Consider the following 13,629-nt stretch of genomic DNA (forward strand, 5'->3'; position numbering starts at 1 on the left):
GCGGCGATGTCGACGAAGGCGGGCGGCACGGGCACGGGCACGGGCACGGCGCAGATCCGCGAGACGGACGAAGACGAGTTGGAGGAAGGCGAGACGGACGACGGATTGTGCACAAAGTTGTATCGGTTGCACCGTCAACCAACCAGCCGGCGGCGGCGCACGCGCGATGAATCGGCCGAGCCGTCGCATTTCGGATACAAGCGCTCCTGCGGTGCGGCCGCCCCCGGGGTGCGGCTCGACCCGATCGGGGTTAGAACGGGCAGCGCTTCCACCCTCCACTCGGTGAACGGACCACCATGCCAGGCACGCCCCGCGTCGGGATCATCCCGGTCACGCCCTTCCAGCAGAACTGCACCCTGATCTGGGATGCCGCGACCAAGGTCGGCGCCGTGGTCGATCCCGGCGGCGACCTCGACCGGATCGAGGCGGCGATCGCCGAGCAGGGCGTGAGCGTGGAGAAGATCCTGCTGACGCACGGGCATATCGACCATGCCGGCGGCGCGGCCGAGCTGCGCGAGCGCCTCGGCGTGCCGATCGAGGGCCCGCACGAGGCCGACCGCTACCTCCTCGACTCGCTGCCCGAGACCGGCGCCAACTACGGCATCGACGGCGCCCGCGCGGTCGTGCCCGACCGCTGGCTCGACGAGGGCGACGCCGTGACCGTCGGGCCGCTGGCCTTCGACATCCTGCATGCCCCCGGCCATTCGCCCGGCAGCGTGGTGTTCGTCAGCCGCGACGCGCGCTTCGCCCTGGTCGGCGACGTGGTGTTCAAGGGCTCGGTCGGGCGCACCGACCTGCCGGGCGGCAACCACGACCAGCTCATCCGCGCGATCCGTGAGAAGGTGCTGCCGCTCGGCGACGACCTCGCCTTCATCCCCGGCCACGGCCCCACCGGGACGCTCGGCGAGGAGCGGGTCTCGAACCCGTTCCTGCAGGGTTGAGCGCCATGGAAACGCGCCCCGTCGGCCGCTCCGGCCTGTCCGTCGCCCCGTTGTGCCTCGGCGCCAACGTCTTCGGCTGGACGGCCGACGAGACCACGTCCTTCGCGATCCTCGACCGCTTCGTCGACGCGGGCTTGAACTTCGTCGACACGGCCGACGTCTACTCGCGCTGGGCCCCCGGGCATGCGGGCGGCGAGTCGGAGGCGGTGATCGGCCGCTGGTTCGCCGCGCGCGGCACGCGGGACAAGGTCGTGCTGGCGACCAAGGTCGGCATGGACATGGGCGGGGGCAGGACCGGCCTCGCGCCCGCGCGCATCGCCGAGGCCTGCGAGGCCTCGCTCCGCCGGCTCCGGACCGACCGGATCGACCTGTACCAGTCGCATGCCGACGACGCGGCGACCCCGCAGGAGGAGACGCTGCGCGCCTACGAGCGCCTGATCCAGGCGGGCAAGGTGCGGGCGATCGGCGCCTCGAATTTTTCCGCCGCGCGCTTGCGCGAGGCGCTGGCCGTCGCGGAACGCGCGGGCCTGCCGCGCTACGAATGCCTGCAGCCCGACTACAGCCTGGCCGAGCGCGGCTACGAGGCCGAGCTCGAGCCGGTCTGCCGCGAGGCCGGGCTCGGCGTGATCGGCTACTTCTCGCTCGCGGCCGGCTTCCTCACCGGCAAGTACCGCTCGGCGGAGTCCGCCGCCGGCCGCGCCCGCGAGAACCGGGTGTCGAAGTACCTGACGCCGAAGGGCTTCGCGCTGCTCGCCGTGCTCGATGCGGTCGCCGCCGAGCACGGCGCCAGCCCGGCGCAGGTGGCGCTCGCCTGGATCATGGCGCGCCCCGGCATCACCGCGCCGATCGCCAGCGCGACCTCGGTGGCGCAGCTCGACGAGCTGATCGGGGCCGCCACGCTGCGCCTCCCGCCCGATGCGATCGCACGCCTCGACGCGGCGACGGCCGGCGGGATTCAGGCCTAACCCGACGTTAAGGCGGCCGCGTCAGAACACGGGACCGAGCCAGGCCGTGCAAGCCTGGAAACGATGCAATTTCAAGGCGGAACGCCTATATGAGGCGGACTGATCGAATCGCAGGCGGGGCTGCTCCCAAGCGGGCGCCGGACCCTCGCGCTCGGACCCGCCTGCCCGAGGACCTTGATGTCTGACCAGAACCCGAACGACCTGTCCCAGGGCGCCGTGCCCCCCGCCGAATTCGTCGACGCCTACGGCGCGGAGTCGATCCGCGTGCTCAAGGGCCTGGATGCCGTGCGCAAGCGCCCCGGCATGTATATCGGCGACACCGACGACGGCTCGGGCCTGCACCACATGGTCTACGAGGTGGTGGACAACGCCATCGACGAGGCCCTGGGGGGCCATGCCGACCTCGTGACCGTGACGCTGAACGCCGACGGCTCCTGCACGGTCTCGGACAACGGCCGCGGCATCCCGGTGGACATCCACAAGGAGGAGGGCGTCTCGGCGGCCGAGGTCATCATGACCCAGCTCCACGCCGGCGGGAAGTTCGACCAGAATTCCTACAAGGTCTCGGGCGGCCTGCACGGCGTCGGCGTCTCGGTCGTCAACGCCCTGTCGCAGTGGCTGCGCCTGCGCATCTGGCGCAACGACAAGGAGCACACGATGGAGTTCCGCCACGGCGACGCCGTGGCCCCGCTCAAGGTCCTCGGCCCCGGCAACGGGCGGAAGGGGACGGAGGTCAGCTTCCTGCCCTCCACCGACACCTTCACGATGATCGAGTTCGACTTCGCGACGCTGGAGAAGCGCCTGCGCGAGCTCGCCTTCCTCAATTCCGGCGTCCGGATCGTGCTGACCGACGCGCGCCACCCCGAGCACCGGCGCGAAGAGCTGTACTACGAGGGCGGGATCGAGGCGTTCGTGCGCTACCTCGACCGCTCGCGCAAGCCGATCGAGGGCGTGTCCAAGCCCGTCATGGTGCGCTCGGAGCGCGACGGCATCCGCGTCGAGGTGGCGTTCTGGTGGAACGACTCGTTCAACGAGACGGTGCTGCCCTTCACCAACAACATCCCGCAGCGCGACGGCGGCACCCACATGGCGGGGTTCCGCGCCGCGCTGACCCGCCAGATCACCGGCTACGCGGAATCGTCGGGCATCGCCAAGCGCGAGAAGATCACCCTCACCGGCGAGGATTGCCGCGAGGGCCTGACCGCGGTGATCTCGGTGCAGGTGCCGGACCCGAAGTTCTCGTCGCAGACCAAGGACAAGCTCGTCTCCTCCGAGGTGCGCCCGGCGGTGGAGAACGTGCTGAACGAGGGCCTGTCGAACTGGCTGGAGGAGAACCCGTCCCAGGCCCGGTCGGTGATGGGCAAGGTGATCCTGGCGGCCTCGGCCCGCGAGGCCGCGCGCAAGGCGCGCGAGACCGTGACCCGCAAGGGCGCGCTCGACATCGCCTCGCTGCCGGGCAAGCTCGCCGACTGCCAGGAGCGCGACCCGAGCAAGTGCGAGATCCTGCTGGTCGAGGGCGACTCGGCCGGCGGCTCGGCCAAGCAGGGCCGCGACCGCACCTTCCAGGCGGTGCTGCCGCTGCGGGGCAAGATCCTCAACGTCGAGCGCGTGCGCGCCGACCGGATGCTCGGCTCGGCCGAGATCGGCACGCTGATCACCGCGCTCGGGGCCGGGATCGGACGGTCCTCGACCGACCGCGAGGGCTTCAACCCGGACAAGCTGCGCTACCACCGCATCATCATCATGACCGACGCGGACGTGGACGGCTCGCACATCCGCACCCTGCTCCTGACCTTCTTCTTCCGGCAGATGCCGGAGCTGATCGAGCGCGGCCACCTCTACATCGCCCAGCCGCCGCTTTACAAAGCCGAGCGCGGGCGCAAGGCGCTCTACCTCAAGGACGAGCGCGCCCTCGAGGACTACCTGATCGACCAGGGCGTCGAGGGCGCGACCCTGACGTTGGCCTCGGGCGCGGCCTTCGGCGGCCCGCAGCTCAAGACGCTGGTCGAGGAGGCCCGCACCTTCCGCGGCATCCTGCTCGGCCTGCACACCCGCTACGACCGCTCGGTAGTCGAGCAGGCGGTGCTGGCCGGCGCCTTCCGGCCGGAGGCGGCCGAGCACGCGGGCGAGGCCGAGGTCCTGGCCGACGTCACGGCCAGGCGCCTCGACGCCATCGCCGACGACATCGAGCAGGGCTGGCAGGGCGAGGCGTCGGAGGGCGGCTACGTCTTCGGGCGCACGCTGCGCGGCGTGCGCCAGGTCGCGACGCTCGATGCCGGCCTCATCGCCTCGCAGGAGGCGCGCCGCCTCGCCGACCGCGCCGATGCGCTCCGCGAGATCTACGGCGAGCCGGTCACCTTCTCGCGCAAGGGCGAATCGACGGTCCTGCACGGGCCGGTCGCGCTGTTCGAGGCGGTGATGGCGTTCGGCCGGAAGGGGCTCCAGCTCCAGCGCTACAAGGGCCTGGGCGAGATGACCGCGCAGCAGCTGTGGGAGACGACGCTCGACCGCGACATCCGCTCGCTGCTCCAGGTCAAGGTCAAGGACACCACCGACGCCGACGACCTGTTCGTCAAGCTGATGGGCGACGTGGTCGAGCCCCGGCGCGAGTTCATCCAGGAGAACGCGCTCAGCGTGGCCAACCTCGACGTGTGATCCGTCGGTGCGAGACGCGTCCGGCCGACGGCCGGACGACGCTCCCACGGACCTCGGTGTCCGCCGTATCGGATGTCAGGACAGCCCGTTCGCGCCGAGAGCCCGGCGCATGTCGAGCTTGTCGCGGATCCCGTACTCCGCGAGGGCGGCGAGCGGTCGCGCTCGGACAGCGCGGCGAGCGCCGTCTGATCCTGCGTCATCGGCCGTGCTCCGGGGGGTCGGGGGCCGGGGATGCGGTGCCGATGATCCGGCGCAGGACCCGGCCGACCTGCGCGGCCGAGTAGGGCTTGTGCAGCAGCTCGAAGCCGTGGCTGTCCTCGCGGGCGAGCACGTGGCTGTAGCCCGAGGCCAGCACCACCGGCAGGGCCGGGATGCGGAGGCGCAACGCCTTGGCGAGCTCGATGCCGCCCATGCCGGGCATGACGACGTCGGAGAAGACGGCCCGGAAGCCGGCCCCGTCCGTCCCGAGGCGCGCGAGCGCCTCCTCCGCGTTGACCACCCATTCGGGCGCGTAACCGAGGTCCTCGAGGATCTGCGAGCAGAAGGCGCCGACCTCGAGGTTGTCCTCCACGAGCAGGATGCGCTGGCCCAGCCCCGCCGGCGACAGGGCGGCGTCGGGGTCGGCGACGGCGGCCTCGACCGCCTCCGACGAGACCTCGGGCAGGTAGAGGGTGAAGGTCGTGCCCCGGCCGATCTCGCTCGTCACGTCGACGTCGCCGCCGGACTGCTTGGCGAAGCCGAACACCTGGGAGAGCCCGAGCCCCGTGCCGCGCCCGATGTCCTTGGTGGTGAAGAACGGCTCGAAGATGCGCCCGAGCACGTCGAGGGGAATGCCCGAGCCGGTGTCGGCGAGCGAGACCGCGGCGAACGGCCCGCGCGAGCCGGCATGGCCCCGGATCGTCGGCATGGCCTGCCCGGCCGCCACCCGCATCGTCAGCGTCCCGCTGCCGTCCATCGCGTCGCGGGCGTTGACGGCGATGTTCACCAGGGCCGTCTCGAACTGGTTGAGGTCGGCGCGCACCAGGGCCGGCCTGTCCGACGCCTCGACCCGGACGCGGATGCGCGCGCCGGTGATGGTGTCGAGCATCTCGGCCACGCCGTTCAGGCACGCCCCAACCTCGAACACCTCCGGCTTGAGGGATTGCCGGCGCGCGAAGGCCAGGAGCTGCCCGGTGAGCTTGGCGGCGCGGTCGACCGTGTCGGAGACGGCGTCCATGTAGCGCTTGCGCCGGTCCTCCGGCAGGTCCGGCCGGCGCAGGAAGTCGACGGACGAGCGGATGATGGTCAGCAGGTTGTTGAAGTCGTGCGCCACGCCGCCGGTCAGCTGGCCGACCGCCTCGAGCTTCTGCGATTGCCGGAGGTCCTGCTCCATCCGCTCGCGCTCGGCCGCCTCGGCGAGGAGCCGGGCGTTCGCCGCGGCGAGCTCGGCGGTGCGGGCCGCCACCTGGCTCTCGAGGAGGGCCCCCGCCTCGCGGAGGAGGGCGGCCTGCGCCTCCAGCTCCGCGTGGAGCGCCACCACGCCCCGGTTGGTGTCGGACAGCTCCCGGTTCAGGCGCTGGGCTTCCTCCTCGCGTTCGGCGAGTTCGGCGAGGCTGCGCAGGAGCTCGCGGTTCTGCTCGCGCATGGCGGTCGCCGGCTCGTCCGTCCGGGCCCGGGCAACGTCGTCGGCCAGGGTGGTCAGCCGGCGCCCCGTGAAGGTCTCGGAGCCGAACGGCAGCCGCATCCCGAACGTCACCATCGTGCCGTGGTCGACGACGGATTCGATCTCGAAGCGGTTCATCAGCCGGCGCGACCCGGTGATGCCGATGCCGAGCCCGGTGGTCGAGCGGTAGCGCCCCTCCAGGATGGCATCGAGATGCGGGATGCCGGGCCCCGCGTCGCGGACGCGGATCAGCAGGATCTGGCCGCCCTCCACCGCGTCGAGGCCGTACTCGACCCGCCCGCCGCCGGCGTAGCCGTAGGCGTTGCGCGCGATCTCGGACAGGGCCGTGGCGATCCGGGTCTGGTCCTGGACGCCGAAGCCGAGGCGCTCGGCCAGCCCGCGCACCCGCTGGCGCACCGCGATGATGTCGTCCTCGTGCTCGACCAGGCTCGAGAGCAGCGGCCACCTCATGCCGGGTCCCCCCGCACGACGAGCACGGTGGCGTCGTCGCGGGCGCGGGCGAAGTCGCGCAGGATGACCCCGGCCACGAGGGTCGGGTGGGCGCCGGCGAGGCCCGGATGGGCGTCGAGGGACCAGCCCGTCGCGATGCCGTCGGAGCAGAGCACGAACACGTCCCGCGCCTGCATCGGGTACTCGAACTCCTGGATCCGCCGGGCCGCGTGGCCGGCCGTCCCGGCCAGGCTGACCGTCCGCTTCATCGCCGCGCCGGAGACCACCGCCCCGGCGACGTTGCCGATGCCGGCCAGCGCGAGGGTGGCACGATCCCGGGCGTAGCGCGCGACGGAGATCGCGCCGCCCCGGGTGTGGGAGAGGCCCGCGTGGATGGCGGCGAGGATCGCGGCGGGCGGCTCGTCGCGATGGCGCCGGAACAGCTTGAGTGCCTCCTCGGACGCCTTGGCGGCCTCCGGCCCGTGGCCGAGGCCGTCCGACACGATGGCGGTCCAGCCGTCGTCGCGCTCGCGCACGGCGTAGGCGTCGCCGTTGGCGGTCTCGCCCTTCAGCGGCACCGTCACCGCGCCGAAGCCGGGCACGCCGTCCGGGGTGCGCGTCCTGTCGATCGACAGGCGCGCCAGCACCGCGGTGCCGAGGCCGGGCCGGGAGACGATGTCGAAGGCGTCGGAAAGGCGACGCACCGCGCCGAGCCCTTCGCCGGCGCTGCCGCCGGTGGAATGGCCGTCGCGCAGGGCGAGGCCGAGATCCTGGCAACCGTTGCCCTTGTCGAGGGCGAGGATCTCGACCCCCGAGCCGGTCCCGTCCTCGTAGGTGCCCACCAGGACCTCGCCCGGCACGCCGTACTTGACGACGTTGGTGGCGAGCTCGGTGACGACCAGGGCCACGCGTCCGGCCGCGGTCTCGTCGAAGCCGATGCCCTGCGCCACGGCGACGGCGCGCCGCCGCGCCTCGGCCACCTGGCTCGCTTCCGTCACGGTGATCCGGTGCATGCTCACTTCCACCGCGCGATCGTCACGCGGGTGCCGGCTCCTGGGGTCGACGCGATGTGGAACTCGTTCGAGAGCCGCTTGGCGCCGCCCAGACCGAGGCCGAGCCCGCCGCCGGAAGTGTAGTGGTCGGTCATCGCCTGATCGATGTCGGCGATGCCGGGGCCCTGATCCTCGAAGGTCAGGCGCAGGCCCCTGCGCGTCCCGGCCTGGACGATCTCCGCGTGGACGTGGCCGCCCCCGCCGTAGTCGAGGGTGTTGCGCGCGAGCTCGCTCGCGGCGGTGACGATCTTGGTCTGGTCGACGAGCCCGAGGCCGATCTCGATGGCGAGCGCGCGGACCCGCTGGCGCACCCGCACGACGTCGTCGCCCGAGCGGATCGCGAGGGTCTCGGCCTTGGGGGGCTCAGCCTTCGTGGCCTTCACGGTCGCCCCCGCAGCCGTCCTCCTCCTCGGCGAGCCGCGCCTGGATCAGCGCCATGCCGCGCTCGACGTTGAGGGCGGTCTTGATGCCGGTCAGCTCCAGGCCGAGCTCGACCAGGGTGATGGCGACCGCCGGCCGCATGCCGGCCACGACCGTCTCCGCGTCGAGGACGCGCGAGACGGCGGCGATGCTCACCAGCATGCGCCCGATGAAGGAATCGACGATCTCCAGCGCCGAGATCTCGAGCAGGACGCCGCGTGCGCCGGTGCGCGCGATCATCGCGGTGAGGTCCTCCTCCAGCGCGAGGGCGAGGCGGTCGTGCATGTCGACCTGGATGGTGACGATGAGGGCGCCACCCAGCTTGAGGATCGGGATGCGGTCCATGGCGTCAGCCGCGTCCCTCGATGGAGGCCTGCTGGCGCACCACCTTGCGGCCGGTCCGCCTCAGGGCGACGGCGAAGGCGTCGGCCAGGGTCGCCTTCGAGACGACGTTCAGCTCGACGCCGAGATGGACCATGGTCTGGGCGATCTGGGGCCGGATGCCGGAGACGATGCAGTCGGCGCCCATCAGCCGCGCCGCCGCGACGGTCTTCAGCAGGTGCTGCGCCACCAGGGTGTCGACGGTCGGCACGCCGGTGATGTCGATGATGGCGATCTCGGCCTCCTCGTCGACGATCGCCTGGAGCAGGTTCTCCATCACGACGCCGGTCCGGGCGCTGTCGAGGGTGCCGATGAGCGGCAGCGCGAGGATGCCGTCCCAGAGCCGGACCACCGGGGTCGAGAGCTCGGCGATCTCCTGGCCCTGGCGCCCGATCACCTCCTCGCGGCTGGCCAGGAACACCTCCATGGTGTGCAGGCCGAGCCGATCGAGCACCCTGCTCGCGGCCCGGGTCCCCGCCGCCAGCGTCGCCGCGTCCGTCGCGTGGGCCTTCTCGAGGGCCTCGAAGACCGGCGGCTTGAGAGAATACACGAAGTTGGCCGTGTCGGTCGGCGTGAAGCCCTGGATCGCCCGCGAGCGCGAGATGTCGGCGAGGGTGTCGCGGAGCTGGGCGAAGCCCTCCGCGTCGGCGTCGAGCCCGCCCGCGGCGAAAGCGTCCCGAAGCTGGCGATAGACCGCCCTGGCCTGGGTCTGGAGCTCGGCCTCGCGGATGCGGCCGCTCTGAAGGGATGTCCCCTCCCGAAGGGACACGGTCCAGGCATCGAGGATGGCGGCCTCGTCGTCCGCGAGCGTCCGCTTCAGGACCTCGGCGCCATCGATACGCGTCATGTCTTCCCCCTGTCGTGATCCAGCATCTACCTGGGTCGTGACCGTTTCGATAGGCTGCATCGCCGCCAAGTCCGGTCTCTCTCGGGGCAATGCTTGCATTCGGATCAGTGAAAAGAAAGATTTCCCACGCCCGGAACCATCATCGGCCCGGACCGTCCTCGCGCGCCGCGAGACGGATGCGGCGAGGCGCCGCCTGGATTTGAGGTGCTGCGTGACTTTGAAGAGCTTGGCCAAGCTCTTGGCCAAGCTCTTGGCCAAGCGCTTGGCAGAGCCGGAGAAATCGCGTCGGCGACGACGTCCGGCCGGCGTGGAGGAGACGGCTCTCATGGTCGGGCGCCAGCGTCCGGGCGGACGGCGGCTTGCCCGTGGAACCCGGTGACGCCTCGGACGAAGCGGAGACCGACGGCGCGCTGCGCGGCCCGCCGGTCGAGGGCGGCCTCCGACCCGTCAAGGCGTCGGATCGGCCGCCGCGACGGCGTCGTCGAGCTTCCGCAACAGCGTGCAGAGCTGCTCGGAGGGCGGCGGCGTCGGCAAGGCCTCGTACATCGCGCGCAACGTGCGGCCGAGATGCCGCTCGGTCGCGTTCACGGGCGAGGCGTAGAGCCAACGACTCTCGAAGAAGGGCACGGTCGTCTCGCTTTCGGCGTCGGGCAGGGCTGCGTCCCGGCGACCCTGCCCGATCGACGGATTCGATCCGGCGTCGCGGCAGCCCCCGACATCAGACTTAGCCAAGCGTGCTCGTCGCCCGGAGTTCCCGTCACGGGTTCGATGACAGGCATGCGTCCGATCGATGCTTGCGCCATCTTGATGAGCCGAGCCTTCAGGCTCGACCCGACTTGGCCGAGACGCGCAGGATCCGGGCGCCGACGCTCGCGTCCCGGCGTCCGGCCGGACCTCCGATCACTCGGCCGCGCGGAGCGGGCGCTCGCCGACATCGGCCTGCGCGGCCTCGCGCTCGGCGGCTTCGAGGAAGGCGTGCGCCTCCGAGCGGCGCTCGAAGACGTGCGGGGCGAGGCCGCGGCGGCTCAGGGCCTCCTGCATCTTCAGGCGCAGGAAGGCGCTCGTCGCGTAGCGCGTCGTCGTGAGGTAGTGGTACTTCGACAGGTACTCGATCATCTCGGCGTAGTCGTCGTAGAGGTTCTCGCCGATGCGGAACCCGTCGTGGTTGACCACCGAGTTCACCCGCTGCCCGGCCTTCAGGCAGGCGGTCTCGAGCACCTGACGCAGCGCGTCGATGTCGCCCTTCGAGCGGACCTGCCAGCCTTCGAGGTTGACGAACAGCAGGTTGCGCGCCGGGTCGTAGCTCACCCGGTCGGGTAGGTTGAGGTTCAGGAGGTCGGCGAGCAACTCCATCGGCTCGTCGCGGAAGATGCGCGGGTCCATCGGGATCGGGTTCTCGATCACCGGCGTGAAGTCCATGTGGGCGAGGATGTCGCGGCCGATGTCGATGCCCGGCGCCACCTCGATCAGCTCCAGCCCGGCCTGGGTCAGGTTGAAGACGCAGCGTTCCGTCACGTAGAGCACCGGCTGCCGCCGCTCCTGCGCGAACGGCCCGCTGAAGGTGTTCTGCTCGACGGATCCGACGAACTTGCGCGAGCGGCCCTCCTGCACGATCCGCAGGCGGCCCTCGTCGATCTCGGTGACGAGGCCGCCGGAGGTGAAGGTGCCGGCGAACACCACCTTGCGCGCATTCTGCGAGATGTTGATGAAGCCGCCGCAGCCGTTGAGCCGCCCGCCGAAGCGGCTGGTGTTGACGTTGCCGGCGCCGTCGCACTCGGCCATGCCGAGGCAGGTCATGTCGAGGCCGCCGCCGTCGTAGAAGTCGAACATCTGGTTCTGGTCGATGATCGAGTCGGCGTTGGTGGCCGCGCCGAAGCTCGAGCCCGAGGCGAGCACGCCGCCCACGGCGCCGGCTTCCGTCGTCAGGGTGATGTAGGGGGTGACCTTCTCCTCGTTGGCGATCGAGGAGATGCCTTCGGGCGCGCCGACGCCGAGGTTGACCACGCCGTTCGGCGGCAGCTCGAACGCGGCGCGGCGGGCGATGATCTTGCGCGCGTCGAGCGTCATCCGCTTGAGGCCGGTGACCGGCACGCGGATCTCGCCGGCGAGCGCCGCGTCGTGCTGCACGCCGTAGTTCATGCGGTGCTGCTCGGGCGGCGCCACCACGACGCAATCGACCAGGATGCCCGGCACGCGCACGTCCTTGGGCTTGATCGAGCCCTGCTCGACGATGCGCTCGACCTGCGCGATGACGATGCCGCCGTTGTTGCGGGCGGCCATCGCCTGGGCGAGGTTGTCCAGCGTCAGCGCCTCCTTGGAGACGCAGAGGTTACCCGACGGGTCGGCGCTGGTGGCGCGGATGAAGGCGACGTCGATCTTGGTGGCCCGGTAGAACAGCCACTCCTCGCCCTCGACCTCCACGACCTTGACGATCTCGTCGGTCGTCAGGGTGTTCACGCGGCCGCCGCCGTGGCGCGGGTCGACGTAGGTGTGGAGGCCGACCTTCGAGAACAGGCCGGGCTGGCCGGCGGCGCAGGCCCGGTAGAGCTGCGAGATCACCCCTTGCGGCAGGTTGTAGCCGCGGATGCGGTTGTCCTGCGCGGCCTGCGCCACCTTGGGCATCCGCCCGAAGTTCGCCGCGATCACCCGCCCGAGCAGGCCCTCGTGGTGGAGGCGCCCGGTGCCGAGGCCTTTGCTGTCGCCGGCGCCGGCGGTCATGATCAGGGTGAGGTTGCCGGGCGCGCCGGTCTCGACGAAGCGCTTCTCCAGGGCCGCGTGCAGCGCCTCGGGGATGCAGCTCTGCACGAAGCCCGTCGTCGTGACGACGTCGTCGGTGCGGATGAGGGCGATCGCCTCGTCGGCGCTGACGATCTTGTTCTTCTTCACGCGACTCTCCCTGCCGACGACCGTTCCGGTCTTGCGGCCACTGCCTTGCGGCACCTGTTGGCTCAGGCTCTATTCTTGACGGACCGCGACGGCTCGGCTGCACGGGACCGCTCGGGGGGAGGTTAGGGCAAGCCAAGGCTGCCCTGCAAACGAACATTATTTGTCGCGACGTTGAAATTAACTCGTTCTTCCACGCGCAGAATATTGAATTCAGATCCTGCGCCTTCGGCATCCCGCGGCGCTTCCGCACGCGCGCGGCTCACTGGTCAGCCGGCCGGCGCCGTGTCATGGGCTGAAGCCGTGACCGATGATCCCCACGCCCTCCGCGCCGCAGAAGCAGCCAGCCTCGGCTGGTCCGGCTTCTTCGAGGACCAGTGCGAGGCCGCCGATGCCGGCTTCGCGCCGATGCGGATCGCCCTGGTCCACCGCTCCCGGCTGACGGCGCTGTCGGCGGCCGGCCCCGTCGAGCTGATCCTGCCGGTCCACGCCAGCACCGGCGACGTCACCGTCGGCGACTGGGTCCTGGCCGATCCGCGGACGCTGACCCTGCACCGCCGATTGTCGCGGAGGACCGTGCTGCAGAGGCGCACCGAGGGCGGCAAGGTCCCGCAGGCCGCGGCCGCCAACGTCGACACCCTGTTCGTCGTCACCTCGTGCAACGCCGACTTCAACCCGGCCCGCCTGGAGCGCTACCTCGCCCTGGCCAACCAGGGCGGCACCGACCCGGTGATCCTGCTGACCAAGGCCGACCTGACCGACGACGTCGAGGCCTACCGCCGGCAGGCCGCCGCCCTCCAGCGCGGGCTGTCGGTGGTCGGCGTCAACCCGCGCCGCCCGGACGCCGCGGCAGCGCTGGCGCCCTGGTGCGGGCCCGGGCAGACCGTCGCGCTGGTCGGCTCGTCCGGCGTCGGCAAGTCGACGCTCGTCAACACCCTGGCCGGGCCCGGCCAGGACGCGCCGCAGGAGACCGGCGCGATCCGGGAGCACGACGCCAAGGGGCGCCACACCACGACGGGCCGCTCGCTGCACGCGATGGCCGGGGGCGGCTGGGTGATCGACACGCCGGGGATGCGCACGCTCCACGTCAGCGACGCCGCGGAGGGGATCGACACGCTGTTCGCCGAGATCACCGAGCGCGCGCCCGACTGCCGGTTCCGCGACTGCACCCACGCGCACGAGCCGGGCTGCGCGGTGCAGGCCGCCATCGCCGACGGAACCCTCGACCCCGACCGCCTGGACCGCTGGCGCAAGCTCGTCGCGGAGAATCGCGACAAGACCCCGGCCACGGCGCCGCGGCGCCCGCGCAGGCACTGAGCGCTCGACCGGTATTCGCCGGCTCTTGACCGGGTCGTCCGGCGCGGATCGACTGTCCTTTCGCGCGCCGTCACCG

The 13,629-nt window shown here is 71.5% G+C and carries 11 protein-coding genes; 4 read left to right on the forward strand and 7 right to left on the reverse strand.

What is annotated here, in order from left to right; translation table 11 throughout:
- Positions 1-296 precede the first annotated feature (296 nt).
- The 3 genes from MKK68_RS05735 to gyrB all read left to right on the forward strand — a co-directional run bounded on the left by MKK68_RS05735 (position 297) and on the right by gyrB (position 4,561).
- A complete protein-coding gene (locus MKK68_RS05735) occupies positions 297-941 on the forward strand; it encodes an MBL fold metallo-hydrolase (RefSeq protein WP_147725689.1) in 645 nt (214 codons plus the stop codon).
- A 5-nt stretch (positions 942-946) separates the two neighbouring features.
- Complete coding sequence (locus MKK68_RS05740; RefSeq protein WP_244029248.1) at positions 947-1,906, forward strand: aldo/keto reductase; 960 nt, start codon at positions 947-949, stop codon at positions 1,904-1,906.
- 177 nt (positions 1,907-2,083) lie between these two features.
- Positions 2,084-4,561 carry a DNA topoisomerase (ATP-hydrolyzing) subunit B gene (gene gyrB, locus MKK68_RS05745; protein WP_187274726.1) on the forward strand — a complete coding sequence of 826 codons (2,478 nt, stop codon included), beginning with the start codon at positions 2,084-2,086 and terminating at the stop codon, positions 4,559-4,561.
- Positions 4,562-4,757: 196 nt separating this feature from the next.
- On the opposite strand, the gene MKK68_RS05750 is transcribed toward gyrB, so the two are convergent.
- The 7 genes from MKK68_RS05750 to MKK68_RS05780 all read right to left on the reverse strand — a co-directional run bounded on the left by MKK68_RS05750 (position 4,758) and on the right by MKK68_RS05780 (position 12,239).
- Positions 4,758-6,674, reverse strand: a complete 1,917-nt coding sequence (locus tag MKK68_RS05750; RefSeq protein WP_243938996.1) for an ATP-binding protein — start codon at positions 6,672-6,674, stop codon at positions 4,758-4,760.
- Positions 6,671-7,666 (reverse strand): ATP-binding protein, encoded by a 996-nt coding sequence (locus MKK68_RS05755; protein ID WP_243938998.1) that lies wholly within the window; start codon positions 7,664-7,666, stop codon positions 6,671-6,673. The genes MKK68_RS05750 and MKK68_RS05755 overlap by 4 nt, the downstream gene beginning before the upstream one ends.
- 2 nt (positions 7,667-7,668) lie before the next feature.
- Positions 7,669-8,088 carry an anti-sigma regulatory factor gene (locus MKK68_RS05760; RefSeq protein WP_147842251.1) on the reverse strand — a complete coding sequence of 140 codons (420 nt, stop codon included), beginning with the start codon at positions 8,086-8,088 and terminating at the stop codon, positions 7,669-7,671.
- On the reverse strand, positions 8,069-8,470 hold the full coding sequence (locus tag MKK68_RS05765) for an STAS domain-containing protein (protein ID WP_147725694.1): 402 nt from the start codon (positions 8,468-8,470) through the stop codon (positions 8,069-8,071). Before MKK68_RS05765 ends, MKK68_RS05760 begins: the two co-directional genes overlap by 20 nt.
- 4 nt (positions 8,471-8,474) lie before the next feature.
- On the reverse strand, positions 8,475-9,353 hold the full coding sequence (locus tag MKK68_RS05770) for an STAS domain-containing protein (RefSeq protein WP_243938966.1): 879 nt from the start codon (positions 9,351-9,353) through the stop codon (positions 8,475-8,477).
- 447 nt (positions 9,354-9,800) lie between these two features.
- Positions 9,801-9,980: a hypothetical protein gene (locus MKK68_RS05775; protein WP_147725696.1), complete on the reverse strand. Its 180-nt coding sequence runs from the start codon at positions 9,978-9,980 to the stop codon at positions 9,801-9,803.
- A gap of 273 nt (positions 9,981-10,253) precedes the next feature.
- Positions 10,254-12,239 (reverse strand): acyl CoA:acetate/3-ketoacid CoA transferase, encoded by a 1,986-nt coding sequence (locus MKK68_RS05780; RefSeq protein ID WP_243938968.1) that lies wholly within the window; start codon positions 12,237-12,239, stop codon positions 10,254-10,256.
- A gap of 282 nt (positions 12,240-12,521) precedes the next feature.
- Between MKK68_RS05780 and rsgA the strand changes: the two genes are divergently transcribed.
- Positions 12,522-13,553: a ribosome small subunit-dependent GTPase A gene (gene rsgA, locus MKK68_RS05785; protein WP_405042872.1), complete on the forward strand. Its 1,032-nt coding sequence runs from the start codon at positions 12,522-12,524 to the stop codon at positions 13,551-13,553.
- Positions 13,554-13,629 lie beyond the last annotated feature (76 nt).

Source organism: Methylobacterium sp. E-016 (assembly GCF_022829745.1).
Classification (GTDB): Bacteria; Pseudomonadota; Alphaproteobacteria; order Rhizobiales; family Beijerinckiaceae; genus Methylobacterium.